This window comes from Acidithiobacillus sp. HP-2, from assembly GCF_015100155.1.
Lineage (GTDB): Bacteria > Pseudomonadota > Gammaproteobacteria > Acidithiobacillales > Acidithiobacillaceae > Acidithiobacillus.
Window position 1 is genome coordinate 33,491 of sequence record NZ_JACKZA010000012.1, and the last position, 25,033, is coordinate 58,523.

Consider the following 25,033-nt stretch of genomic DNA (forward strand, 5'->3'; position numbering starts at 1 on the left):
GACTTAATTCTCCCTGTCTGCATGAATGCTGATGGAGCGGGGCAGGCAAAGACATGCATTCCCGCAGCATAAAATCAGATCTATCCCGCGAGGATAAAGGCCCTGCTGCTTATGCCAGAAGTTCACGAATCCGGGTGCGAGCCGGGGTGCGATTATTTGGCTGCTGGCAATGCCGGGACCAGTCAACTGCAGAGGCGCTCCATCGCTCAGGCTGTCCAGCTCCAGAATCAGGGTGGCGCCTTTTTCCGGTTCTTCTTCACTGCCAATATTCAGCAGGTTTCGGTCCCAGTCCCAGTGCTTACCCATGCCAAGCGCAAATGCAGCCTGTTCTGGTGCACTGATGGGGACCCGACAGTGCCTGAGTAGCCAGGGCGCTACAGATTCCGGCATCTGGAAAAGGCTGATCGGACTGGCGCCATCCAGCAAGCTCAGGCAAATAGCCGCACAGGCAGGAGATAAGGGGGCTGAAGACAGTCTGTCAGACCATTCTGCTGTGTCGAACGCAAAAGTTTTACCGGGTGCGGACATGGCATTTAACAGGGTTCTGAAAACCTGCTGATTTTGCCTGCTGTTCATGCGCGCATGTTTTCCATGCTGAAAAACTGAACCTGGGTACTCTGCATTTTATCCGCGACGGCCTGTTCGTTGCGTATGCGTTTTTGTTGCAAGGGTTGGATTGCCTGATTCCAGAGATCTTGAAAATGGGCCGAATCTTGTAATAAGGCATCCCAGCGGGCGGCCCACAATGCTCTTTCAGTTTCCTGCCCCAATATCCAGGAATATCCGGTATGGCCTTGAGCATCCTCCACCATACAGCGGGTGATACTGCATTCTCCCACCGGAAAAGGTGACCCGTTTCCGGCAATGCGTCCGTGAATCATGATGCTGCCAAGTTCCGGGCCTGCCAATATCTGATAATTTGGCCAGCTTTTAACCATGGCTGAAATCATCTGGAAATCCTCCAGACTGGCTACAGCCAGTTCCCGCATCCAGTCTGGGCGTTGTGCTACTGAATGCGTGAGGGGTGTGGGGCTGTTGGGCATATCCATCTTCATCTTGTATAGATGACTGGATCATAACAGGCATAAGCTTGGCCGACAATGACTATGCTGCAGGTTGCAGAGCAGCTTCCCGGTCTGTTTCGCTGATTTCCTCCAGGCTACGATTTCCGGGTTCCAGGTTACGACCCAGGAGCATGGTTACGATCAACCCGATGAGCGCTGTAAAAGCCAGTATCAACATAAGCCAGCCATCACCGACTGCGGCATGTACCGACGGCAGAAGGAAAACAGAAGTAGCTGCAGCAACGCGTGAGCATGCGGTAGCCAGACCATGTGCCGAAGCACGCAAATCGGTGGGAAACAATTCCACCGGTAAAAACCAGGTGGTGGATCCAGGCCCAAAATTATTGAAGAAAGTATAACCAAACAAGGTGATGGCCAGTAACCAGAGAGGTGGTTGTGCGACCAGTGCCACCAGTCCAAGCGTGCCCAAAAACAGCACATCCAGAGCAAAGCCAATATTCTGGGGCAGAAGACGACCAATTTTGCGGGTGGTCAAGGCCAGAAGCGCAATTCCACCCAGCGCAACCAGATCAAAAATGACATTCCACAGGAGGGCTGCGGTATGCGAATGCACGCCAAAACTGCCCAGCAGGGTAGGGAGATAAATAATCAGACCATATCCACTGATATCCATCATCATCCAGGGAATTAATATCAATAAGGTCCGGCGCATCCAGGCGGGTTGAAACAGGGTTGCCCAGGCGCGAATGGGTTGCTCATCCTGTTTCTGGGCAGCAATTGCGGCATGCAGTGCCTGACTGTCGGCTTCCGGAGAAATTTGTCGGAGAACCCGTAAGGCGTCCTCAGGACGGTTGTTAGCAATATACCAGCGCGGGGTTTCCGGGAGATTGCGGCGTAACCAGAGGACAGCAAGGGCAGGTAAGGCACCACTGATAAACATCCAGCGCCAGGCTTCGGGGCCGGTTTGCAAAAGCAGCAGCCCGATAACAGCGGAAACGGCTGCCCCAATCATCCATAAGGTAAAAGCCCAGGAAAGGCCGCTGCCCCGTTGCATTTTGGGCATGAATTCGGCGATGTAGCTGGAGCTCAAAGGGTAATCCATACCGACGCCAATACCCAATATGAAGCGCAATATGATAAGGGAACTGACATCCCAGGCGAAGCCGGAAAGGACGGCGGCAAGAAAAAAAGTGGCAACATCCACCAAATAAAGGATTTTTCGGCCAAAGCGGTCGGCAATACGGCCGCCAATCAGCCCGCCCAGAGCCGCCCCCGCGAGAGTGGCGGCGCCCAACAGACCGGTCTGAACGGCCCCCAGATGCCATTGCGGTTTGAGGAGCAGCAAGGCCACGGCAATGATGGAAAGATCATAACCATCCAGAAAAATTCCGAGCCCCGCCGCCATGACAATACGCCGATGCTGGGAATTGATTTTGAGGTTATCGAAGTGGGTGTGGATGGATTGCATGGAGAAACTCCGTTTTCATAGGATGTGGACAAATCCATCGGCCCTGCTTTGTTAATGCAGGATGCAAGGTCGATGGCATGTCTACAGCAATTATTTAAATGTTTAATCTAAAAAGATGCCGTAATGGAAGCGTAAACTGCGCGTGGGGTTCCCGGGCTGGCAAGAATACTACCCGCGCTGCCTGCACCATAATTACCGCCGGCAGAAACATATCCCTGTACGTTGTATTTGCGATTGAGTAGATTATCCAACATTAACGAAACCCGCATGAGTTTTAGTCCAGGAATGTCATGATCAAACATGGTTGTTCTCGCGGATAAAGATAAATTCACAAGATTGACAGCTGAAAATGGTAACTGCAGTGTGGTTGGAGAGGCAGTAATATCACTGGAGAGATATGTGGCGGACTGATAATTGTCCAACGCTCTGATGCTCCATAAGGTTTGATCAGCATACATGCGATAACCTAGTCCAAAGTTGATGTTATATGTAGGAAGACCCGTTACTCTAGCACCATTTACTGCCTGTCCGGCGGCATCAACTGTATTTTCTGTGCCATGGAGAATGCTTCCCAATAATCGCGCGTTGAAGCCTAGATTATGACCATAAGCTAATAAAAAGTTTAGTCCGTTGATCGTTTCATTCGCAGGTTCAACAATGATATTTTGTGATTCTGCTTGAGTGATTTGAACTGCCAGATTACTGAGTTTCTGGTGAACAAATGAAACTTGACCTTCCAATGGACCTTGCGCATATTTCAATCCTGCCATATAAAAATTAATTTTTGCGGGTTGAGTAGGTGCAATAACTGGATGTGAAGCGCCTTCACCGTAGGCACTATCAATTTGAGTCTGATAGTTTTGTGACCATGTAGCAAAAGCATGTAATGCAGGAGTAATTGTGGCATTAACGGCCACGCTAGGTGCGATTTTAGTGAAATTGGCAGTATCGCCAGCCACAGTGGGAAAGTCCCCAATTGTGTCACCAGGAAATAAATCGGCGGAAGAGACTGATGTGACATTATTAATAGAAATATGATAATTTATAAGATTCAATCCTGGTGTTATGGTCAGAAAAGAAACCGGTGTTATTTTGTCTTGCAAAAATGCGCTTGCCGCACTCCAATGATCGTGATCATCTCGATAATAGACAGGACTATTACTCCCTAGTTCATGTCCGGGAATAAATGAAGCATAGCCTGCAAACGAAGAGTCATAGGTGGTTTGCTGATAATACCCGCCTACATCAATTTTGTTCCATGGAAGATTTATAGTGAAGTCACCCCGATAACCAAAATTTCCAGATGAGGTAGGATAATATTCAGTATCTAGTTTTGGAGCCATCACATAGCTGTCAACACGGACCTTAAGCCTGTTCCCTGCGCGATACCATACTGCGTTATGAAATTTGACATTACTTGACAGGTCGGTAGTCAGTTTCAGATAGCCGAGATAGGTGAGATATTTCTCATGTTTACGCCAGAGATTGCTCGATGGTGTATAGTAAAAACCCGAAGTAACCTGACTTAAGGCCGGACCTTCCACACCATTACCATTCACTGATCCGCCTGCAAATGGATAAACTGGAATCAAATGAGGGCGATTTTCTTCTGTATGATTAAAATAAAAACCCGCTGAAAACTTCCCGCTCTGGTATTTCTTTTGCGTCTTGACAAAGATGGCGGAGCTTTCGGATGGCCCTGTAAGTGAAGGACTGATCCGTGCCTGTCCGGTTCTGGTGTAGCCCCCAGCTATATAAGTTTTCCAGCCATCTATCGCACCAGTAGAAATGCCTGTACTAGCATTATAGGCATTGAAACTTCCAGCACCTATATCAACAAAGGCAGAAGGATTTTCGCCGGAAGATTTGGTGCGAAAGTCAATGGTGCCACCCATGGAGTCAAACCAGTGTTGCTTGGCTGTACCTGGACCGTAGACTACATTAATACCAGAAAACATGGAAGAAATGGGAAGCTCTGCGGTTGAGAATCCGTGGTAGGATGCCAAAGGGTTATTTAACGGTATACCATCCATCAAAATCTGGTTGCCATTCATCTCGGCCTGCCCGGTTTCGTCGAAGCCTATCTGAATGCCATTCAGACGGATTTGGTAGCGATTCGCACCGCTCGCAGTACCTGTACGACGAGCCTGGAATCCAGGAGTAGTCGCCGCAATTGCCTCTACCATGCTACCACCAGAAGGCGTATTGTCTTCAATATCTCTTTGGGTAATATGCACTGTCTGTACAGGGGATTTTAAGTCTACTTTTTTATTGTCTTTTTTATTTTTTTCTGCGGTACTTGATTGGCCATTAACTTCACCAATGTTTATCGCTGGTTTATTCTCCGATTGATCTGCATACGCTATTGATATGTTGTAAGTACAGATCATACCGGTGGCCATTATGGCTATATATAAAGATTTCTTTGATAAAAGCAAATGACTCATAAATTCCTCGTTAGGTGTTGGTTGGATTGCAAAAAAAGTATTATCTGTTTAATGCCTAATCTAGGATATGGCCTTTGTAGCTGATAATCGATCTACACAGATAAGACAGGCTTGGTATTAGCCGGATCGGTTAAAGATGGACGCCCATTTTCGACATGCCCAGCTATTCGCCATTGGTGGGTGTCATCGCTGATCGCGAGGTCATACCAGTGATGACTAGATTGTAGAGCAAAATCAATTTCTTTTGTTTCATTTGCATCAAGGCGTAATTGTTTGTCATGGCTTCCATAGGAAATATCCTTAATTGACAATGATCGTGATTCTGTAGCTAGATTTCTGATTCTCAACCTCAGATCCCCAGAGGGCAAATATATTTCAAAGACTTCTAATAAAGATTTACCCTTCCCATGCAATTTACGAATAAACCCGTTTGGACCATATACGGTCATTATTGCTTCACCCTCTGGATAAGGAATATGATCGTCTAGATGGTGACCTGCGCCAATTGTATAACGTTGTGGCAACTTCGTGCTGCCATCCCAATAGGCATAGCAACAAACCCCAACAGTTGAGGGATTTTTGCAGTGTATATGATATCCACTGTCATCTGCAGTCAGGTTTAACGTTTGCTGGTAAGGAATCGGGAGGCTCGTTCGCTGACCGGATTCTTGCGGAATAATAGTTTGCTGTGAGCCTGGTTCTGGAACTTTAGGCATGGGTAGCCGTTCTACTGCTTGTTTAACTAGAGAGAAATTATTGGCTGTACTGGGTAATAAATATTTGCGCAAATCCTGTCGGCTAAAATCAAAAGCCGAAGTAAGATCACCACAGATGGAGCGCCGCCATGGAGTGATGTTGGGTTCACTAACACCGAATCTTTTTTCCACAAAACGAATAACAGACGTGTGATCGAATACCTGGGAACAGACAGCACCACCCTGAGACCATGGAGAAATCACAATCATCGGCGTTCTTGCGCCTAGACCATAGGGAAGATCATCAGGAACATAAAGCGGGGCTTGTTGTGGATTAATTACGTTATGAATCTCGCCTTCAGTACTCACCGTACTTTTACCTGGACGGACTGGGGTGGGGGGTTGTGGGGGCATAACATGATCAAAAAGTCCATCATTTTCATCGTAATTCAAAAACAGTGCGGTTTTAGACCAAACTTTGGGATTTGACGTCAGTGCTGCCAACACGCGTGCAATATATACAGCTCCATAAGCTGGTGCGTAAGAGGGATGTTCAGTATAACCTGCTGGAGCGACAATCCAGGTAACTTGAGGAAGACGATCACGCACAACATCTTCATGAAACTGTTTCAGAGTCCGTACTGAAATACCGCGTTTCCGTAAAGGAGAATCGTTTGGAGCATCTACATATTGGCGGAACATGGCCAAGGGATTATCCCCATAGTTGCCTTCGAAAGGCTTTTCCAAACTTATTTCGGTGCCTTCCTGATAAACTTGCCAGCTGATACCGGCCTTTTGTAGTCTTTCTGGGTAAGTGGTCCAGAATACTGGGGGGTAAGCTTTAGGCTCAGTAACATAATCGTTGTTATTGATTAAGGGGCCACCACCTTCGCCTGTGGGATCAACCATTCCAGTCCACAAATAACATCGGTTTGGGTGCGTCGGACCAGCCACTGATGAGAAATAGTGATCACATACCGTAAAAGAATCAGCAAGTGCGTAGTGATAGGGTATGTCTTGCCGGAGGTAATAGCCCATAGTTCTATCTGTTTTTGATAGCGGCCAGGCATTATATAGTCCGCCGGAAATAGCAGCGTGGGTGCTGTACCAACTATGGTCCAAATCGCCAATAACCTGGGCTGAAGTGGTAAGGGTATTTAAATGATAAGGTAGGATCGTTTCATTGGCATCAGCAAGACGTGGTTGTTCCCATACTGATTTACTACCAGGTAAAGGCAGAGGAAAGCGATCATTATAGCCTCTCACACCTGATATATGACCAAAGTAATGATCAAATGAGCGATTTTCCTGCATGAAGATCACAATGTGTTCAACATCTTCGATGCTGCCACTGATCGAGTTTGCCGGTGTAGCCAGAGCACGCTGAATAGACCACGGTAAAGTTGCGGTTGCTGCACTGGCGGCAAGCATGGTTTTCATAAATTCTCTGCGACTATAATTATTCATGAGTAATATGCTCCTTTTTGGCACTTAAAATGGCTATTGCAGGTGGATAGCCTTTTGCTGCAGCTTGATTCAACCAATAGCTAGCTTGATGCATATTTTTTTTCATACCCACATCCTGACTATATTTTGTGTAAAACTCAAAGAAAAGCATGTCGGCATAAGGATCACCACCATCTGCTGCTTCCTTGAGAACATGCATAGTTTCAGCATAGAGTTGTTTTGCTTTTTTAAAGTTTTTGGGTACGCCCCAGCCATTTCGATAACTTGCTGCTAAATAAAATGTATTGGGAACAATCTCTTTAACATTTTCAGCATAAAGCGCCCAGTAGGACGCCTTGTGGAGATCTACACCTATACCATATAAACCGTTGAGGTAAATATTAGCCAATTCTCTTGCAGCCCAAGCGTTTCCCTGCAAAGCAGAACGATTCAGATATTTGAGCGCTTCTGTACCATCAATGTGCATTTTTTTTAATGCATAATGAGCCAGCATCTGGCTTGACCATCCGTTTCCCATGTTGCTAGATTTTTTTAACCATGGGATGGCCTTTTCAGGTTGCGTTTTGCAGACCCAATATGCTGCATAAGCTTGGATATCTTCGTAATTCCCTTTGGCTGCGCCTTGGGACAACACCTGGATTGCGTGAGAGTCCTTATCAAAACATCCCCTGGATGCTTGGACGAGTGGGCCATGATAGTATTGGGTTGCCTGGCTAGATGCTGTCAGACTGAAAAATGCTATCAAAGCAATTATTGATTGAGAGACTGAACTCTCAATAAGAAATCTTTTTTTCATTTCGTTAATTCCCAAATGACTAAGAATTAGAATTTAACTGTCAATCCTCCAAAGACCTGTAGAGGTGCTCCCGCATAAGCAAATAACGAGGGTTCTTCCTGTGGATTGTATCCGCCAGTTGCAAGATAGATATCTGATTCATATTTTCTATTTAGTAAATTATATACTCCGAAATTGAAATCTGTTTCTTTAACACCGGGTATAATATGATTCAATGCAAATGTTTTGTAGCTGGCAGAAAGGTTCACTATGTTATATGCATTTATAGTTTGGTTTGTTGGTCCACCAGCGACATTGTTATATAGTGTTTGCCCTCCTGAATACTGATCCGTCAGAACAGGTTCTAGAACTCCGTATGGCATCCTGAATTTATAGGAAACTGAGACATTAAAAGAATAGTGAGGTATCCCTGCTAATCTCATTCCGTTAAATGATGTTCCGGAGTTATTGTAATCTTGAGTATAATAAGAATGTTGAACATTTGCAGACCCATACACATATAGTTGCCAGATTGGACGCCATTTTGCATAAATATTGACACCTTGGTATATGGCATTACCCAAATTGTAGCCTGATGCATTGAATTGTGTTATAGACCCAGAAACACCATTCAAAAGGTTGGTCAAATAATCATGATAATAATTGATTCCTATGTTTGTGCTTTTATCATGAAATCTTATACCAGCTTCGTAATCTACAGCTTTTGTTACAGGTATATCGGCGGGATTAATTTCAATCTTTTGTAAGTAAGCTCCATATGCCAAGTCTGTTTCATTCTGATAAGTTTCGCTGTAATTTGCATATACAGAAAAGTTCTTCAAGAATTTGTAATTAATTCCTAATGATGGTTCTAATCGTGTGAAGTTTGTTTTCGCACCCGGTGTTTCAGTTAGGTATAGTGATTTGCTTTCAGGGTTAATTAAATCACTCATGGATGTATAGAAACCTGCTAGAGCAAGTCCTGGTGTTATACGCAAATGATCATCTAATAACTTGATGGTATCCTGCGCATAAAGATTGCTGAATAATGTATTAAATTCTACGTTATTGTATACATAAGGGTTATCTTGTGATGTGCCCAGTAATGGATTCCAGAGATCTTCATTCGTATTATATTGTTGATATGATAACCAACCACCGAGGTTGATATCATTGTAATGAGAATGAAGGTTAACACCTAATCGATCGCCGAAAGAGTTACTAGTCGGAGCATAGTGTTCTGCTGCTTCTGGATTAAAGGTAGTTGCTCCGTAATTAAAGTAAGCCTGATGCAGTCGATATGCATGACGATACCAAGGTGTATTTTTGAGAGTCCATCCCTCACCCAAATTAAATATCTGCTGTGAATACAATATGTAAGAATCAACTATGTCATCTTTGTACCATAAATCTGATGATGGTACGTAATAGTAACCACTTGTTTGCTGGCTTAATAATTGACCAGGTTTTCCGTATCCATTAACAGTATATCCAGCTATCGGTGTTACTGGTACAGTGAGACTATGTGTTGCATCTGATTTTTCGTAATAAAAGCCAAATGTTAGCATGCCATTTGAAAATGGATGTGCTGTTTTCATATAAACTGACCAAGAGTGCTGTGGCCAATTGCTTGGACCTTGATAAAAAGAATCTGCACTTGTATAGCCACCAGCCAATACTGTTGACCATCCATAAAAATCACCAGTATTCAATGAAAAGCTGGCAGTTTTGCTACCATAGCTGCCAAATGATAAATTTGCTTTGGCATTTGCCTTTGCGGTTGGTTGTAATGGAACAAAGTTAATTGTTCCGCCCAGGCTATCGTACCATCGATCCTTCGGATTTCCAGGTCCGTAAATTACATTGACTCCATGAATCATTGATAAAATTGGAATTTGATTTGAATTCCATTGACCATCATTAGTAATTTGATTATTCATTGGAATTCCATCAAATAAAATGCTTATCTGATTTCTATAGGTATTCCCGCTCCACCATCCAATACCCATTCCATTTATAGTGATGTTATATCGGCCCGAGCCATTTTGTGGATTTTCACTCATAATATGAACGCCTGGTGCAGTTGCTAAAAGTTCTGCTGCGCCTGCATTTGGGCTTATCATTTTTTTATTTTCTGTGCCAAGAACAATGGCTGATTGAGTTTCTTTGAAAATATGTTTGTTGGTATATTTAGTGTCCAATTTTTTAAGATTTTTTTGAGTAGGTGTTTGTTTTACGTTTGCTGACCCACTTACTTCGCCTACATTTATCGGTGTATTTGAATCTGCTATTGCCTGCAAGGGTGTGCTAATAATAAACCCAGCTATTACCATGGCGAAATATAATGGTTTAATTGATTTGTTGAACATTTTGATTTTTCCTTGATAGGATGGATGAGATGTAATGTTTCCGCACTTTATTTACTCTTCGCCGCTATCCCGATATCACTCACCCCCGCCTTCTGGCAGCGGTCCATGACATGAATGAAATCCTGAAAGGGCACGCCCTTGTCAGCGGCGATGGTGATCTGGGTCTTGCCGGGGTCACCGTCGCTGGCGAGCATTTTCTCCAGACCATCCAGATCATAGTGATGACCCTTGACGTTCACCGAGCCATCTTTCTGAATGTTGATGGTGAAATGTGGACGCGGCAGACTCTGGGCTTCACTGGAAGTGGGCAACTGCAGATTGAGGCCCTTGTCGGGAATCATCTGCAAAGTAATCATGATGAAAAACACCAGCAGGAAGAGCATGATGTCAATCATCGGAATGATTTCGACCCGACCCTTTTTCTGCTCGAAATAGCGTCTTTCCATTATCCCGCCCTCGCCACGGCCACCGCTTCAGCATTGGGGCGGCCTTCGGTGTCAAAGGTCACGACCGGTTGACCATCCATGCGGTTGATGAGCATGGTTTTCACCGAGTCCAGTTGCAGCAGAATCATGCGCACCTGATTGTTGAAGGCATTGAAGGTCAACAAGCCGAGCATGGCAATGAACAGGCCGGAGGCGGTGGATACCAGGGCATCGGCAACACCCCCCGTGACCTGCATGGGCGCATGACCAGGCTGGGCCAATACCGAAAACGCATGAAACATGCCGATGATGGTCCCGAACAGACCCAGCAGCGGGGCCAGGGTAATAATGGTGTCCAGCAACCACAGGCGGCGATCCAGTTTCGGCGCAATGACCAGCACGCTTTCTTCCAGGCGGCTGGCGAGGGCTTCGCCTTTCACCTGACCACTATGGGCAGCGGCGGTACGCAGCAGAGCAGCTTCGGGCAGGTCGCCCGCGTCTTCGGCCAGGGTACTGAGGGCTTCGCGGTCCAGACGCCCATGCCGTCCCAGTTCCTGAACGAATACCAGACCACGCAGAATGGTCCGCCGCAGGTACCAGAAGCGATCCACCATCACGGCCAGTTCCACCAGCAGCATCAGGCCCAGAATGTATAGAACCCCGTCCGAGTAGTTGGCGAGGTGAATGAAATAATGAAGATTCATAGGATTACAGGCTCCATAGCAATTAGAGGCTGACAACGAAATGCTGGGTGATGAACCCCAAAATGGGTCAACAGAGGGATACATTGGATAGGGCGCGAAAAGCCTACCGACCGGCACTGTCTGGCTGGAGCGCAAAGATACTGGTAATCACATACGGCAGTGTGTCTGATTGACGCGTGTTGCATATGCAGCCCTCTATCCGTTCTTGCATACGCTCGCTGCAAGAATCATTCGTAGAGTTCTATACCTTTAGTGGTGAGTAGCATAACAACGGAATGTGACACTATTGCGACAATTTGATGACATTTTCCGTACAAATGGCATTTTTTTGTTTTTCCTGATAAAAAACAATATAAATCAAAAAGTTGATAAAATAATAATATTTTAAATGTATCTATAAAATATTATGATTGATTAATCATTCCTTCCTTCAGGATATTTATTTACAGCAATTAATAAAGTTTATTTTAGGAATAAATCAGTGGGGTATGACGTTTCATCCGGCCATCATGCCGCTTTTGCTGGATAGTTGATTCGGTTGCGCAACAAAGCACTTAAAGTGAATGATTGCGGCAACCGAATATAGTGCGTTTTGTTTAATGGAGTTTGCCTTCGTTGGCCTCATAGCTGGCAATGGTCGTTCCATGAACTTGCGCATAATGATGAAGGTAAGCCATAAAATGTTCATAGCTCTTGACACCCTTACTGGCGATCCACTCCTGCTTTAACTGCTCCGGCCCGCTGACCTTGAGTAGCGAAGTAGGGGTGTAGGCACTCTCCGTACTTACCGGCGCCAGATGTTGCCCGTGTGGATCGGTATGTGCCTTCAACCATTTGGCAGTCAGAATATGACCGGTGGCTCCGGCCTCTCTACGCAATAATGTTCGATTGCTGCATTTACCGGCATTAAAAGAGACTGGCACCTGTATGGGAAGTACCGCTGGTGTCGGCGCGAAATCCGGATGGTCAGTCCAGATATCTCCAATGACCGAAGCATTGGCATCCCATTGGGACATGGGCGGCAGATCCAGAGTCGCTTCAATGGTTTTGACTATGTTCACCTGGGAGTCCAGTTGCGTGTTCAATATGCCCTTTCTGACCCAGGGGCTGATAACCAGCGCCAATGTCCGATGGCCATTAATATGATCAGCACCGGACTGTGCGTCATCCTCACTCAAAAAAATTGCCATATGTTTCCATTGGGGGGTCGTAGACAGATAATGAATAAATTTGGCCGTGGCGTAGTCGTTGTTGGCCACATAATAGTCTGGCGTGTAATAGCAGGGGGACAAACCGGCAGTATGATCATCCGGCAACCAGATATAAATGAAATGCGGAAATTTCGCGCCCGGATGTGATTTGAGCCATTGTTCTGCCAGTTTCTCTCGGTCTGTATCCAGGATCATCCTGTTCCAATAGGGATAGCGAACATCCATGTGCTGCAGCAAGCCAGCACGAATGACACCATCCCGGCGACGTGTCACGTTTTCGCCAAAATCCTCAAAACTGACATGATTCTGTAAAAGATCATTAAATAAATAAAGCTTTTCAGGATAGCTGATCCATGGATTAGTGTGATCGCCCAACGGTTGATAAATAACATAGGGATTGTGTGCGCCCGCTGCTTTGGGTTTTAGAGAAGATGTGCCGCCGGGACCTGCATTCCATAGCAAACCACGATCGGAATAATATTCTGGCCACAGGCGTTGAACAACATCTGAATCCGAGGCACCATCAGTCCATTGGTGGCCTTGCGCGGTGACTTCCCCGTCGGCCATGAAATTGGCCAGCAAGGCATAATGTCCGGCCAAATTATACAAGTTCGGTAATTCTTTCTGATTATATAAATCAAAATGCGGATCTGCCCATTTCCCAGCCGGTTTATAATCTCCTAAATCCTCATCAAATGTCTTGTTTTCACGGAGAATAAATACAACGTAGTGAATATGCTTACGCAGATAGGCGGTAGTTTTGACATTTTCCTTATTGCGGACGTTGCGCTGCTCTAAAGTAAAACCATCATTGTGCAAAGCCGTCTCTGTCCATTCAGCAAGGTGGGCCGGGATGTCCTTGAGAGCCACTTTCTGGATCACGCCGTGCATCATGTTGCCAATCCACTGGCTTTGCAGATTGGGTCCGGAGCCCAGGCCTTTGGCGCAACTGATATACAGCGCATCGTTCGCTATGCTCAGACTGGTCGGGTACCAGGCTGTAGGAATCAGTCCCAGACGCTTCCCGGTGTGGATGTCATACACCGCTACATCGTTGTTACCTGCATTGGCAACATAAAGTCTGCCATCGGCAACGGCAAGCCCGTCCGGATAGCTGCCCGGAGGAGCGTCAGGATAAGGGCTGTCATCTATTACCTGTAATGGCCGCAAATTTTTAGTGTCCACTTCTACCACCTTGTCAATATTTGCGTCGGCGACAAAAACGTTGGGACTATTCGGTACGGCAACCATTGCGGTGGGATGCACACCCGCCGCCACTGTCGAGGAGCCGACCGCCGGACCGGTGGGGATTTCGCCCAGAACCTGCATGCTTTGCCGGTTGAGAACGACAACGCCGTTACCCGCCCAGTCGCTGACTACCAAGTGCTGACCACTGTCGGCCAGGGTCACCGCAAAGGGATAAGCGCCGACATTGACATATTCGGTTTTGCCGGTAGCGATATTGATACGTGCCAGGCTATTGGCGAGCATGCCCGTGACATAGAGGTGTTTATTTTCAGGGCCAACCACCACAGAGTCCGGATAAAACAGATATTTCTTCTGGTGGTTGCCCTGATACTGATAGGGATACTGATCCTTTGGAAAAGCCTGCCACTGTAAGGAATACTGATGAATAACCGTAATTTTTCCCTGAATGTTGCGCAAAGCCACTACTTGATCAGAATTCCCCCCGGTAGCGTAGAAAGTACCATCCGGACCTGCAGCCAATCCCTGGAAAAAGTCGCTGTGCGAGAGAACGGATGTGGAAATCACTTTCGGATTGCTTTCAGCAGCAAGTGAAGCTTTGGCTTGGGCAGTTTTCAATGAAGCGTCTTCCTCGGGCACATAAACCACCCCTGCCGCACCCGCATGTTGTGGATTGATAGCGATTCCACTACCGCCGGGAGTTGCAAAAGCCATTGCTTGAGCCGGTACGACTTTAGAAAAAGCGGCTAGACGATCAATCCGCTGAAGCGTCTTTCCGTCATAAAATGTAATAGTTTGAAAAGGTGTCGCACCATTAGCCAGCACAGCAACATCATCCCCATAAGCGGCTACCATCGTAGGGAAATTTGGTGTGCCGTTGATGATACCAACCGGTGTTGCGCTGCGTCCGGTGGGTAAGATGGCGGTATAATTTGCTTTGTTTTGTGCGTCAAGCTTAACCGCACTCAATACTTGTCGATCAAGTGGGTTAGCCAAGGCGGATGGCAAGTTGTAGAGCAGCCCTGCGAAGATACTACAGATAACACTCATCCGGACAAAATTTCTCGGTACCCATTTCAATGAGTTGTATGCCTGCGAATGTTCTTGTGTAGCCTGCGGGGAGCGTTGCCAATACAACGCGCGCAAGATGCTCCTTAGCAGTGAAGATCGCTGCATAGGAATTTGCTTCATCGTGTCTGAAATCATCACTCCGCTATGGGCAGACAACCACGGCTGGCTATGCGTCAGATTATGTTTTACGACGTTCATGTGGCTATCTCCATGTAAAATATGCAATGCTCAAACTATGCTCGATACAAAAATCTTTCTGAGAGTTCTATACCTCACTGTCGCAGATACGATAGCAACGAAATGTGACACTATTGCGTCAATTTCATGACTTTTTCCTTACAAAAGATAATGATCGTGGAAATTTTCAAAAAAATAATATTAATCAATCGGATGGAATTTAAATAATATTTTCTATTCTAATATAATTTATTATTATAGTATGTTGTTCTAATCACTCCCTTTCTGAGCAAAATTCCGGTACAATTCTATTGTCTCTGCCAGGAGGCCTACATCATGCTACAGTGGATGACCGAAAGCCCTGCAGGTTTTGTTGCACTGCTTGTTGTTGCCTTTATTGTAATGCTGGGTGTGTATTTGTTACCGGCTCTGCTGGCCTGGATAATGGCCTGTCCGCAGCGGATGACTATTTCATTGCTGAATGTTTTTCTAGGTTGGACTGTGTTTGTCTGGATAGCGGTACTGGTTTGGGCTTTGGCTTCTGGCAAAGCTGAGCGTTTTGACGAAGATCCGGTTGTCAGAAAGGAACCCTGGTTGCGCTAGCTGTCAACAATGAAAAAATTCTCAATGTATTATCAGATTATTCAGGAAAAAAATGAGCGAGCTTAAGCAAAAGGGAAAAACTAAAGTGGACGCCACGGCCCCATCCGTCGATCAGAAAAAATTCCCTCTGGTCATTTTTACGGTGGGAACTGCCGCTTCGGGCAAAAGCTCGTGGGCAATTTCCATGCAGGCAAAGCATCCTGCCTTGCGTATTATCATACTGGAACGGGACATGATTCGGGTGGCCTTGCAAGAGGCTGAGACCGGTCAACCCTTTTCCTGGGGCGAATGGAATCCGGCCTGGGAAAGCAAGGTACAATGGCTTTGGGAGCAACGGGTTCACGATGCAGTCAAACAATGTGATGTGTTGATTATGGCAGATACCCATCTGGACGCCGTGGAACTACAAAAAAAGGCTACCTGGTTACGGGAGTTGGGCGTGACGGATTTCACTCTGAAGTACTTTCAGGCTTTGCCGTTAACGGATCTCCTGCGCCGGGATCAAGGCAGAACCCATCCTGTGGGTGGTGAAGCTCTGCGCGAACATCTTAAAAAAATTGTTGCGGAAGATCGCTACTGGGCTGCTATTGAAGGGATTTGAGGGGGTCTGTTTAGACCTGCTGTTCTGGTTCCAGAGCGCAGGGGTGTTCGGTATCTCCGGTTTCTACCTGCAGGGTAGGATGAACGATGGCGAACTGTTCCCGGAGTGTCGTAGCAATGTCCGATAAAAACCCATCGCCGGGAAAACCTTGAGGCATAACCAGGTGTGCTGTCAGGGCAGTTTCGGTGGTGCTCATGGCCCAGATATGCAAATCATGTACGGCCGCCACATCTGGAAGGCCGCGTAAATAGCGGCGCACGGCATCAGTATCAATATTGTCCGGGACCCCGTGCAAAACGAGGCGGGCCGCTTCTTTCAGCAAAGACCAGGTGGCCAGAATAATCAGGGCGCTGATAATAAGGCTGACGGTTGAATCCAGCCAGTACCAGTGCATAAACAGCATGACGATTCCTGCCAGCACGACACCCAGAGAAATAAACGCATCTCCAGCCATGTGCAAGAAGGCCGCTTTGATATTCAGGTCGCCCTTGCGCCCGGACATGAATAACAGGGCCGTACCGGTATTGATCAGTACCCCCAGGGCGGCAACGGCAATGACTACCCGGCTGTCTACCGGGCTGGGATGAAGCAGGCGTTCTATGGCCTCCCAGGCAATGCCACCAGTAACAACCAGCAGAAACAGAGAATTCGAGAGTGCTGCCAGAATGGAGCTACTACGCAAACCATACGTGTAGCGTTGTGAGGGAGGCCGCAAAGCCAGGGCGCTGGCACCCCAGGCCATCACCAGGCCCAGTACGTCACTCAGGTTGTGGCCAGCATCGGCGAGCAAAGCCAGTGAATGACCCAGCACGCCAAATACGGCTTCTGCGAGCACAAAGACCACATTCAGGAAAATGCCAATGGAAAAGGCCCGCCCGAAACTTTTGGGCGCATGATGGTGATGGCCGTGCTGATGCCCGGAATGAGGATGCGGGTGCGCAGCATGCTGGTGATCATGTTCATGCTGCCCGGATTTGGAGCGCGTTGACATATCATGTTGGTGTACTGAGGGGGATTTTGCTTCGCTCAAGGGATTATGCTCTGAATGGAATTTTACCCTTCACAAGCATAGGGAAAAAGCTTAGTCTGAACAACTGGCGATCAAAGCGGAGGTCAGTGTTGATATCGGGAATTTCTGGAAAAGCTTTCTTTTTAACTGCCCTTTTACTTTTTTTGCCTATCGCTGCAACAGCTGGGCCTGTGGCTGCGCCAGCTTCTTCAAATCCGGATAATACGGTGACGCCTGCGGTTCTGGCGAAATGGATGGCGGGTGCCGAACATGGGTACGGTCCAGATCAATACCGTTTGGGGCTGGCTTATGCTGCGGGTGATGGTGTTCCGCAAAATTTCAATGAAGCCGCACACTGGTGGCGTAAAGGTGCCTACAACATCAATCCTCAGGCGGAACTCATGTTGGGTGAAGCCTATGCTCATGGCTGGGGGGTACCCCGTGATATAGACAAGGCTATTCGCTGGTGGAAAGCTGCTGCGCGCTATGGCCCGCCAGAAGTGGCCAGCCGTGCCCAACTCCTGTTGGATTCAGCCGTATAATTTCAGCCGGTTAATAAGGAATTTTCATGCGTTTTCTGTTTAATCAATGGCCTGCCTGGATGGCCTTCATGGCATTTTTCAGTGTTTCAGTGCAGGCCATGGCCGATGAACCGGATGTGACGCCGTCAGTGATTTCCAAAAGTGAATTTGTGAAAAAGCCGGAATGGTCCGGAACGGTTGGTCTGGGTCTGAGCAGCAGTACCGGAACCAGCCAGGCACTCAATCTGAACACCGATGATGCTTTGCTGTGGCATCGCGGTTTGTGGTCGAACCAAAGCAGGCTTCTGTATAACTACGCGACTTCTCAAGGAGAAGTCAGCGCCGATCGCCTGGATGTCAGCAACCAGACCCGCTATGACATTGCCCTGCAGCAATATTTGTTTGCGAATCTCAATTATCATCGCAACCATTTTGACGGGTACTATTATCGTGCTGATGAAACCCTGGGTTATGGACACTTTTTTATCTTGAATCGGGTTTCTCATCTGCGTCTTGAAGCGGGTGCCGGTGTGCGTCAATCCCACCCCATTGGCGGAGTGTATAGCACGCATCCCATTGCCCGTCTCTATGGAAAATATCTCTGGCAGTTCAGCCCGCATGCCCATTTATCCGAAGCCGTTGATGCCATTTTGGCAGATAACGGGGCGAATACTTACAATTCGATTTTTTCCGTAGTCAGCCCCTTGTATGGACCTTTGAATTTGCGTCTTGCCTTTATTGCCACTTATAATTCAAAGGTTCAGCCCGGTTTCAAACCATTGAATACTCTGACGACTATCAATCTGGCCTACAACTTTTAAGCCGAAAATCGGGAAAATTTTTCCTGAAATTTTTGAACATACGGTGCATAACGCAGTACGGCATCTGCTGCAGGATAAAATATTCTTCCCGGTTGGACGGGTGTCTGCCCTAATATTTTGAAGCCCCCCAAATCGGCAGCCGCAGCAATGAGAGCAGATCCTTTTGCCGCCTCTGTGTCCATCGTGATTTCTACAGGCCTATTCAAAATGTGGGCACGCATTTGCATCCAGGCAGCATTCATACTGCCGCCCCCCACCGTTTTTATGGACCCCTGAATGCTCACCCCCGCTTTTTCCATCACGTCATAGCCCCAGGCTTCGATATAGCTGAGTCCTTCCAGCAACTTCTGAAAAGTCTCAGCATTTTGTCCGCTGGGAATGGTACTTCCCGGCCATGTAGGCGCCTGGATCGGGAAGCGTTCTCCGCTGCTGGGCAGAGGATACAACAAGGCAGCGCTGGGATATGCCGTATGGATGGAGGGTTCCAGCGCCCGCATTTGTTCACGCTGAAAATGCTGCAGCAGGGTGCCTGCTCCGGCATTGGATGCGGCGCCAACCAGGCAAAAATCACCCAGATAATGACTGTAAAGCCCCATTGTGTTTATTGGCTTGCCATGCACGACCTTGAAAGCCAGGGATGAACCAAGGCTGCTCAGGGCTGTGCCGGGCATGTATAAACCAGCTGCGGTGGCTGCTGCAACACTGTCTGTACAACCGGCGCGAATCTGCACTGCTGTGGATAAGCCCAGCCTTTGAGCCCATGATTTATTCAGCGTGCCGACGCTGATACCTTCATGCACCACTTTCGGTAATATTGCCGGATCAATATCTGCAGTTTCCAGAATATTGAGCATTTTCTCCGGATATTTCATCTGTTGAGCATCCAGACCCATTTTCAGAACATTTCCCCGATCTGAAATCCCCCAGTGATCGGTGAGATGCGCGGCCACCCAGTCCGCCTGGTGATGTACATGATGTACATCCGAAAAATTATGCAGATGACGGCGTAACCACAGGAGTTTACTCAGGGAGCTGGCAGGGGATAGGCAAATGCCCCCTTCTGGCCATTGCTGACTCAACTGTTGTGCCTGTGCTGCAGCACGTTGATCTGAATAGGCCAAAACTGGACCCAGAACATTACCCCGTCGGTCACTGAGCAGGAGGGTTCCGGATGTCCCATCCAGACTCATGGCCTTGATGGCAGACCAGGCCCGGGTATGAATGGATCGCAATTGTTGCGCCAGCATTTCCAGTCCCTGCAACCATCCCTGGCTATCGGTCAAACTTTCAGACGGACAGCCCGGGTAGGGAAGGGCGGCACTGGCTATCGTGTTGAGATTTTCATCAATAACAATACCGCGCAAGCCGGACGTTCCAAAATCTATTCCCAGATAAGTGGGCATGTCCGGGGCCGATCAGTAACCCGGCTGCAGCCGGGTCCATTGCACGCCGGGCAACTGCCCGAGGATATCCGGGTTATCCCAGCCGGGTTGACGATGTTCGATAAGCAGGTCGGTGCTGATGCCGCCACGCACATACCAGCGGCCCAGAAGACGCAGATAACGCGGCTGAATCAGTTGAATAATATCGTCAGCAATCCGGTTACTCATGGCCTCGTGAAAAGCACCTTCATCACGAAAACTCCAGAGATACAGCTTCAGGGATTTGAGCTCAACATTATGTTGGTCAGGAATAAAATCGAGCATAAAGTGCGCAAAATCAGGCTGTCCAGTCAGTGGACAGAGGCAGGTAAACTCAGGCATATCCATATGTACAACATAATCCCGCTCGGGATGGGGGTTGGGGAATCGTTCCAGACTTTTGCTGGGTTGACTGGGCATGGCTTAATCCTCATCATAAAAGTTTCGATAGCCCGATATCATACCTAAAAACCACTGTTCATGCGCCTCTCGGCCATTATTCTTCAAGGCTTCAAGTCCTTTCGCGAAAACACCCGCATCCAGATCAGCGCCAATCCGGTGGTGATTGTCGGACCCAATGGTTGTGGCAAGTCCAATACCGTGGATGCCCTGCGCTGGGTGCTGGGTGAATCTTCCGCCAGACAATTGCGAGGCGGCACCCTGAGCGATGTCATTTCCAATGGGGGGGGCAGTCGACCGGCGGCTTCCCAGGCCAGTGTGGAATTGCGTTTTGACAATAGTGATGGCACTGCGCCCGGTGCATTTGCCGAAGTGGCCGAAATCAGTGTCAAACGCAGCCTGGACCGCAAGGGCGACGGTCTTTACCGGATTAACGGCGCGCGTTGCCGGCGGCGGGATGTCAGTGACCTGTTTTTGGGTACGGGTTTGGGCAGCAGTACCTATGCCATTGTCGAACAGGGAACCATTGGTCGGATTATTGAATCGCGTCCCGATGATCTGCGCGCCATGCTGGAAGAGGCGGGGGGAATCAGCCGCTACAAGGAAAGGCGTCGGGAAACTGCCCAGCGCATTGCCGAAACCCGGGAACATTTGCAACGCCTGCATGATATTCACGGTGAAATGGATGGTCAGTGGCAGCGTTTGCAACGTCAGGCCGAAGCTGCCCGGAAAATGCGGGCCTTGCGCGTTGAAGAACGTCAATGGCAATGGTGGGCGGTTTGTGAACGCCTGCAGATGCTGGAGACAGAAGCACAAGTCCTGAATCAGCGCCGTGATGAATTACAGTCCCAAAACCAGACATTGGAAGAAAACCGCCAGTTGACCGAGCAGGGTCTGGAGAGCTTGCGACAGGAGGCGCGGGTCGGTCAGGACAGTCTGAGCACCGCGCAGGCCGGACTGTATGCTGTTCAGGCAGATCTCAGTGAAGCCGATCATCAACTGAAAGAACATCATGCTCAGATTCAGCGTGTTCAGTCGGGCATGGCGCAATTTCAGAACCAACAGCAAAAAATCCACGTCGAAATGCAACGCCAACTGGAAAGCGAAAAACACCGACAGGAACGCCTTCTGGTTTTGCTGGATCGTCGTGAAAGCTTGAGCACAGAGGAGGAGTCAACCCGCCAAGCCCGTCAGGCTGCAGAGCGTCAGGCTGAAGAGCAGGAACAGGCACGACAGTTGGGCGTGCAAAAGGTTGCTGATTTGCGCCGCAAACGTGATGTGCTGCTGGCTCAGATCCGGGAGCTGGAGCCGCGTTTACAGGATATGGATAAGCGCCTTGCGCGTTTTGTTCAGGAAATGCCATCAGAACGTCCTGCTCTCGATGCGGCCGAACTGCGTGTGCAAACGCTGGATGGGAACCTGAATACCGCAAGTCAGCAGCTGGCAGCCTTGCGTGAGGCATTGGCACAACAACAAGAACAGCTTGAGAACCTGCGCGAGCCGCGTGAAAGCGCCCAGGGGCACTTGCAAGAATGCAAGGCCCGCCACAAGGCACTTGAAAGCCTGTTGCAACGCCTGCAAAAATCCAGTCCTGCGGGGGTATCCGGGCAAGTGTTGTTGATGGATTGTTTGCAGGTCCGCAAGGGCTGGGAGATGGCCATTGAGCGGGTGCTCGGTGATCGCCTTCATGCCCGGGTGCTTGCTGCGCCTGAGCAGACCATCAAGCACAGCACCTTATGGGAAGCTGCCGAGGAGCCGACAAAGCTTCCTGAAGATGCTTTGCTGAGCGTGCTGGAGATTCCGGATAATTTACGAAAAGGTATACAGGACTGGCTCTGGGGTTTGCGGACCGCGCCAGACGTGGCGAGTGCCATGGCGAAGCGGCATGAGCTAGGGGAAGGGGAAGCCTGGATAACTCCGCTGGGAGTCATTGTGCATGCGATGGGTGTGACTTTTCCCGAACAGGAAGACGCAGCCAGCCTGCTGCAATGTCGGCGGGAACTCGAAGATAACCAGCTGCTAATGACTGCCGCCGAGGCGCAGGCCGTTGCCACGCAAACGGCGCTGAATGAAGCCCAAGAGGCTCTTCGCGCTTTGCAAATACCCCTGCGCGAAGCTGAAGCACAAGTGCAGAAACTCGGCCGGGAACTGGCACAGGAACGGGTATCTGTCGCCCGTTTGCGCAGTCGGGTGGAATCGGAAGATCAGCAACGGACCGAGCGGCAAATGGAAGCCCAGCGTCTGGAATCGGAAAAAACCGCCAGCTCGGAACGCCTGAGCGGGCTGCGCAAGGCTTTTGCCGAAGAAGAAGAAAACTGGGCTGTACAGGAAAAACATCTGCGCGAGGCACAACAAAAAGCGGATAAGGACAAACGCCGTGTTCAGGAATTGCGCAATGCCTACGGGCGCTTGCGGGAAGAACGTCAGCAACTGGAATTACAGGTGCAAAAACTGCAGACAGAATCGGCAGCAGCGCAACAGCGCGGTGATGATCTCCAGCAGCAGGATCTGCAACTGATGCAGTCCATTGCGCTCAGCCGCCAGAACCTGGAGGCACTACTGCAAGCCCTTCCTGATTTGCAGGACAAACAGAAAACCTTTCAGGATCGGCTTGGAGAACAACAGGCCATTGTCCAAAAGCATCAGGAATCAGCACAGGCCATAGATCTACAAATACGTACTCTGGAGCAGCAGCGTCATCCGCTGGAAACCCAGTTGCGCAATCTGCAAAAAAACCTGGCGCAAACTGAACAGGAAATGGCCGCCTTGCAGGTCCGTCTGGAAGAAAATGGTCTGCGAGCTGCAGAACTGGCTGAAAATCTGGGGGAAAACCCCGGGCCTTGCCCGGATTCCCGCTCTATGGAAGAACAACTGGCGCGTATAGCTGCCGCCATACAGCGGCTGGGCAATGTGAACCTCGCCGCAGAAGAAGAATTAAAAGAGCTGGAGGAGCGGCGCGGAAATTTGTTAAGTCAGGTGGAAGACGTGGAAACGGCTCTGAATAGCCTGGAAGAGGCCATGGCCGCCATGGATCAGGAAACTATCTCGCGCTTTTCCGAAACCCTCCATCAGGTGAATCAGGAATTGCAGAACCTGTTCGCCATTTTGTTCGGAGGTGGTCAGGCAGCCCTGAGTCTGCTGGGTGACGACTTGCTTGATGCCGGTCTGGTTTTACGCGCGCAACCCCCCGGCAAACGCAATGCCAGTTTGCAGCAATTATCTGGTGGAGAAAAGGCTCTGACCGCGATTGCTCTGGTTTTTGCGCTATTTCGGCTGAATCCAGCCCCATTTTGTGTGCTCGACGAGGTAGATGCCCCTCTGGATGACGCCAATGTGGGCCGTTTCTGCCATTTAGTCCAGGAAATGGCCGTGCAAACCCAGTTTTTGATTGTTACCCACCGTAACTTGACCATGCAGGTGGGCGAACAACTTATCGGCGTTACCATGACCGAACCCGGCGTCTCTCGCACTGTATCGGTCTCGGTAGCGGAAACGTTGGCCGCCGCCGATTCTGAATCCTACGCAGCAAATTGATCATCCTAAAAACGGCAGTTGCCGTGGGTGCTTTTTGCTCCGTTGTTCCTCGCCTGTTGTTCTAAGGCTCATCCTGCTGTCAGGAGAGAACTCGCCCTACGGGCTCAAACAGCTCTCCTGACGGGCGCAGGATTTCGCCAAGAACAACAACGGCTCGAAACAAAAGTCGCTGCAAAGCACCCACGGCAACTGCCGTTTTTAGGATTAACCTTTTTGGGTCAGCTTTTGGAAGCCTCAGGGGACCAATCTATCATGCCTCGACCCCATATCCATCAAGGCACCGGTGGCAATCAGCATACTACCAAATGTCCAGATAAGAATGGCCATCTCTAATGCGATCAGTAGTACCACGCCCAATAGGGCGAGAACGATTTTACCTACAAGCATAAAGCCCAGATATTTTACCAGAAAAAACAGAATGCCAAAAAATATGGCAAAAACAATGCCAACACCGATGAATACCAGGATCAGGATTGCGCCCAGAATAAATGGAAAAAACAGCCATTTCAATTTTCCCCCAAAAATACCTAAGCTGCTGGTTATGGACATTTTGGCATTCAATCCATAGGCAGAATACAGCATAAATACATATCCAAAGAATGCGCCCAATAACATGAGTGGAATAAACATTATCCAAATCTGCTGATGCATGAACCAGTCTGCAGGCAACTTTTGCCCCGGCTGAACTATGGGCATTCCCGAATAGGCCTCCAGGACGCTGCCAATAACAGCGTAGATCAAGGCAAGTACCCAGGCTTCACCACGTTTGAATGCCCAAAATAAGTTTCCGATATGCCATGACTGACCGGTGAGACTTTTAGCTAACAGGTAAAATAATCCCATATCCAGCAAGGTGATCCACAAGAATAATGGAAATTGCCTTAACTGGACGTATGTTGGGCCGCTGAAATTGAGTATTGAATCTAGGGCAAAGCCTATTCCTATTAAGAAGATAAAAATGAGTAAAGCCGGCCATAGCGTTTTAAATTGGTTTTTAAGTAGATCCCAGCCACCACGGATGGCGCTGCTGTAAGTGGGATCATCCGCCTGCATCGGGGTAAAACTGTCCATAATGTGTTCCTTT

The 25,033-nt window shown here is 48.5% G+C and carries 19 protein-coding genes; 5 read left to right on the forward strand and 14 right to left on the reverse strand.

Annotated features, from left to right (window positions below; translation table 11 throughout):
• Positions 1-3 precede the first annotated feature (3 nt).
• The 10 genes from phnH to H7F11_RS10810 all read right to left on the reverse strand — a co-directional run bounded on the left by phnH (position 4) and on the right by H7F11_RS10810 (position 14,842).
• Positions 4-576, reverse strand: a complete 573-nt coding sequence (gene phnH, locus H7F11_RS10765) for a phosphonate C-P lyase system protein PhnH (protein ID WP_193649384.1) — start codon at positions 574-576, stop codon at positions 4-6.
• Positions 573-1,043, reverse strand: a complete 471-nt coding sequence (gene phnG, locus H7F11_RS10770; RefSeq protein WP_193649383.1) for a phosphonate C-P lyase system protein PhnG — start codon at positions 1,041-1,043, stop codon at positions 573-575. Before phnG ends, phnH begins: the two co-directional genes overlap by 4 nt.
• 61 nt (positions 1,044-1,104) lie before the next feature.
• Positions 1,105-2,493 carry an MFS transporter gene (locus H7F11_RS10775; RefSeq protein WP_193649382.1) on the reverse strand — a complete coding sequence of 463 codons (1,389 nt, stop codon included), beginning with the start codon at positions 2,491-2,493 and terminating at the stop codon, positions 1,105-1,107.
• Positions 2,494-2,600: 107 nt separating this feature from the next.
• On the reverse strand, positions 2,601-4,940 hold the full coding sequence (locus H7F11_RS10780) for a TonB-dependent receptor (RefSeq protein WP_193649381.1): 2,340 nt from the start codon (positions 4,938-4,940) through the stop codon (positions 2,601-2,603).
• 92 nt (positions 4,941-5,032) lie between these two features.
• Complete coding sequence (locus H7F11_RS10785; RefSeq protein WP_065974414.1) at positions 5,033-7,102, reverse strand: phosphocholine-specific phospholipase C; 2,070 nt, start codon at positions 7,100-7,102, stop codon at positions 5,033-5,035.
• Complete coding sequence (locus tag H7F11_RS10790; protein WP_139112191.1) at positions 7,095-7,898, reverse strand: tetratricopeptide repeat protein; 804 nt, start codon at positions 7,896-7,898, stop codon at positions 7,095-7,097. The genes H7F11_RS10785 and H7F11_RS10790 overlap by 8 nt, the downstream gene beginning before the upstream one ends.
• A 26-nt stretch (positions 7,899-7,924) precedes the next feature.
• On the reverse strand, positions 7,925-10,246 hold the full coding sequence (locus H7F11_RS10795) for a TonB-dependent receptor (RefSeq protein ID WP_193649380.1): 2,322 nt from the start codon (positions 10,244-10,246) through the stop codon (positions 7,925-7,927).
• A gap of 47 nt (positions 10,247-10,293) precedes the next feature.
• Entirely contained in the window at positions 10,294-10,692 is a 399-nt protein-coding gene (locus tag H7F11_RS10800) for an ExbD/TolR family protein (protein WP_031569616.1), read from the reverse strand.
• On the reverse strand, positions 10,692-11,375 hold the full coding sequence (locus H7F11_RS10805) for a MotA/TolQ/ExbB proton channel family protein (protein ID WP_010639137.1): 684 nt from the start codon (positions 11,373-11,375) through the stop codon (positions 10,692-10,694). The genes H7F11_RS10800 and H7F11_RS10805 overlap by 1 nt, the downstream gene beginning before the upstream one ends.
• A gap of 596 nt (positions 11,376-11,971) precedes the next feature.
• Complete coding sequence (locus tag H7F11_RS10810) at positions 11,972-14,842, reverse strand: alkaline phosphatase family protein (RefSeq protein ID WP_227485432.1); 2,871 nt, start codon at positions 14,840-14,842, stop codon at positions 11,972-11,974.
• 534 nt (positions 14,843-15,376) lie between these two features.
• On the opposite strand from H7F11_RS10810, the gene H7F11_RS10815 reads away from it, so the two are divergent.
• Positions 15,377-15,643 (forward strand): superinfection immunity protein, encoded by a 267-nt coding sequence (locus H7F11_RS10815; protein WP_010643038.1) that lies wholly within the window; start codon positions 15,377-15,379, stop codon positions 15,641-15,643.
• Between the two features lie 52 nt (positions 15,644-15,695).
• A complete protein-coding gene (locus H7F11_RS10820) occupies positions 15,696-16,244 on the forward strand; it encodes an AAA family ATPase (protein WP_193649379.1) in 549 nt (182 codons plus the stop codon).
• Positions 16,245-16,254: 10 nt separating this feature from the next.
• Here H7F11_RS10820 and H7F11_RS10825 read toward each other — a convergent pair whose 3' ends face one another.
• A complete protein-coding gene (locus H7F11_RS10825; protein ID WP_193649378.1) occupies positions 16,255-17,235 on the reverse strand; it encodes a cation diffusion facilitator family transporter in 981 nt (326 codons plus the stop codon).
• Between the two features lie 245 nt (positions 17,236-17,480).
• Between H7F11_RS10825 and H7F11_RS10830 the strand changes: the two genes are divergently transcribed.
• Positions 17,481-17,795, forward strand: a complete 315-nt coding sequence (locus tag H7F11_RS10830; protein ID WP_319803326.1) for a tetratricopeptide repeat protein — start codon at positions 17,481-17,483, stop codon at positions 17,793-17,795.
• A gap of 26 nt (positions 17,796-17,821) precedes the next feature.
• Positions 17,822-18,595 (forward strand): YdiY family protein, encoded by a 774-nt coding sequence (locus H7F11_RS10835; protein WP_193649377.1) that lies wholly within the window; start codon positions 17,822-17,824, stop codon positions 18,593-18,595.
• Here H7F11_RS10835 and H7F11_RS10840 read toward each other — a convergent pair.
• Both H7F11_RS10840 and queF read right to left on the reverse strand, forming a co-directional pair.
• A complete protein-coding gene (locus tag H7F11_RS10840) occupies positions 18,592-19,998 on the reverse strand; it encodes an FGGY-family carbohydrate kinase (RefSeq protein WP_193649376.1) in 1,407 nt (468 codons plus the stop codon). The two genes, H7F11_RS10835 and H7F11_RS10840, sit on opposite strands and share 4 nt — an antisense overlap.
• A gap of 12 nt (positions 19,999-20,010) precedes the next feature.
• Positions 20,011-20,436, reverse strand: a complete 426-nt coding sequence (queF, locus tag H7F11_RS10845) for a preQ(1) synthase (protein ID WP_193649375.1) — start codon at positions 20,434-20,436, stop codon at positions 20,011-20,013.
• A gap of 60 nt (positions 20,437-20,496) precedes the next feature.
• On the opposite strand from queF, the gene smc reads away from it, so the two are divergent.
• Complete coding sequence (gene smc, locus H7F11_RS10850) at positions 20,497-23,949, forward strand: chromosome segregation protein SMC (protein WP_193649374.1); 3,453 nt, start codon at positions 20,497-20,499, stop codon at positions 23,947-23,949.
• 234 nt (positions 23,950-24,183) lie between these two features.
• Here smc and H7F11_RS10855 read toward each other — a convergent pair whose 3' ends face one another.
• Positions 24,184-25,020, reverse strand: a complete 837-nt coding sequence (locus H7F11_RS10855; RefSeq protein ID WP_193649373.1) for a hypothetical protein — start codon at positions 25,018-25,020, stop codon at positions 24,184-24,186.
• Positions 25,021-25,033: the final 13 nt, after the last annotated feature.

What these genes read in the sequence shown, in the direction of transcription:
- H7F11_RS10800 (WP_031569616.1), bottom strand. Translation starts at nt 10,692, where the DNA reads ATGGAAAGACGCTATTTCGAGCAGAAAAAGGGTCGGGTCGAAATCATT.
- H7F11_RS10790 (WP_139112191.1), bottom strand. Translation starts at nt 7,898, where the DNA reads ATGAAAAAAAGATTTCTTATTGAGAGTTCAGTCTCTCAATCAATAATT.
- H7F11_RS10805 (WP_010639137.1), bottom strand. Translation starts at nt 11,375, where the DNA reads ATGAATCTTCATTATTTCATTCACCTCGCCAACTACTCGGACGGGGTT.
- H7F11_RS10835 (WP_193649377.1), top strand. Translation starts at nt 17,822, where the DNA reads ATGCGTTTTCTGTTTAATCAATGGCCTGCCTGGATGGCCTTCATGGCA.
- smc (WP_193649374.1), top strand. Translation starts at nt 20,497, where the DNA reads ATGCGCCTCTCGGCCATTATTCTTCAAGGCTTCAAGTCCTTTCGCGAA.
- phnG (WP_193649383.1), bottom strand. Translation starts at nt 1,043, where the DNA reads ATGCCCAACAGCCCCACACCCCTCACGCATTCAGTAGCACAACGCCCA.
- H7F11_RS10780 (WP_193649381.1), bottom strand. Translation starts at nt 4,940, where the DNA reads ATGAGTCATTTGCTTTTATCAAAGAAATCTTTATATATAGCCATAATG.
- H7F11_RS10820 (WP_193649379.1), top strand. Translation starts at nt 15,696, where the DNA reads ATGAGCGAGCTTAAGCAAAAGGGAAAAACTAAAGTGGACGCCACGGCC.
- H7F11_RS10815 (WP_010643038.1), top strand. Translation starts at nt 15,377, where the DNA reads ATGCTACAGTGGATGACCGAAAGCCCTGCAGGTTTTGTTGCACTGCTT.
- phnH (WP_193649384.1), bottom strand. Translation starts at nt 576, where the DNA reads ATGAACAGCAGGCAAAATCAGCAGGTTTTCAGAACCCTGTTAAATGCC.
- queF (WP_193649375.1), bottom strand. Translation starts at nt 20,436, where the DNA reads ATGCCCAGTCAACCCAGCAAAAGTCTGGAACGATTCCCCAACCCCCAT.
- H7F11_RS10785 (WP_065974414.1), bottom strand. Translation starts at nt 7,102, where the DNA reads ATGAATAATTATAGTCGCAGAGAATTTATGAAAACCATGCTTGCCGCC.
- H7F11_RS10825 (WP_193649378.1), bottom strand. Translation starts at nt 17,235, where the DNA reads ATGTCAACGCGCTCCAAATCCGGGCAGCATGAACATGATCACCAGCAT.
- H7F11_RS10810 (WP_227485432.1), bottom strand. Translation starts at nt 14,842, where the DNA reads ATGAGTGTTATCTGTAGTATCTTCGCAGGGCTGCTCTACAACTTGCCA.
- H7F11_RS10840 (WP_193649376.1), bottom strand. Translation starts at nt 19,998, where the DNA reads ATGCCCACTTATCTGGGAATAGATTTTGGAACGTCCGGCTTGCGCGGT.
- H7F11_RS10855 (WP_193649373.1), bottom strand. Translation starts at nt 25,020, where the DNA reads ATGGACAGTTTTACCCCGATGCAGGCGGATGATCCCACTTACAGCAGC.
- H7F11_RS10775 (WP_193649382.1), bottom strand. Translation starts at nt 2,493, where the DNA reads ATGCAATCCATCCACACCCACTTCGATAACCTCAAAATCAATTCCCAG.
- H7F11_RS10795 (WP_193649380.1), bottom strand. Translation starts at nt 10,246, where the DNA reads ATGTTCAACAAATCAATTAAACCATTATATTTCGCCATGGTAATAGCT.